This window comes from Brevundimonas sp. 357 (assembly GCF_003938605.1).
Taxonomy (GTDB): domain Bacteria; phylum Pseudomonadota; class Alphaproteobacteria; order Caulobacterales; family Caulobacteraceae; genus Brevundimonas.
Genome location: NZ_RHWX01000053.1, coordinates 1 through 588, shown reverse-complemented (window position 1 = coordinate 588; position 588 = coordinate 1). Strand labels below are relative to the sequence as shown.

1 pseudogene is annotated in these 588 nt (G+C 37.4%); it reads left to right on the top strand.

Annotation, left to right across the window (positions count from 1 at the left end):
* Positions 1-27: 27 nt before the first annotated feature.
* A pseudogene (locus tag EGK63_RS16345) lies at positions 28-588 on the top strand (replication protein); the annotation flags it as partial.

Below are 588 nucleotides of genomic sequence, written 5' to 3'. Positions count from 1 at the left end.
GTCTCTTTTTTCGTTTGGAGGACGAAAATGGCAAATGAAAATCAGTTGAGTGAAATTCAATCAAAAATTGAAGGTCGAGGGGCAGAAAAAAGAACAACGATAAATCAGCTCGAAAAACTTAACCGTATTTCTAACAGGCGGTTAAGTGTGCAAGGTACGACCACCCCCCTAAAATTAAATTGGTCGATTGATCGAATTACAATTGTCGGAAAACTGAATGATACCATAGCTTATTGGACGAAAAATGGAGTTGTTTTTGTCGATTTCGAGCAATTAATGCGTTTGAACGAAAATCAGGGATATTTGAAATCAGTTGGGATAAACGGCTGGCAATTATTCGATCAATATGGAGAAGATATTGCGTATATCGAAATACTTAAATTTCATGAAGGAAAAGGTCGTATTGATTTTAATCCGAATAAGATAGGCCAGTTTTTAGCTAGTTCCATGAAAGGATTCATTCATGACCTATTTTTAGATCCGCATTTTTCCCGGGCGGATATTGCCTGCGATATTGTAGATGTGCCGGATGACTTTATTACTCAGTATCGTATTGTAGACCCGATTTCTTTTAAGCCAATCTACGGC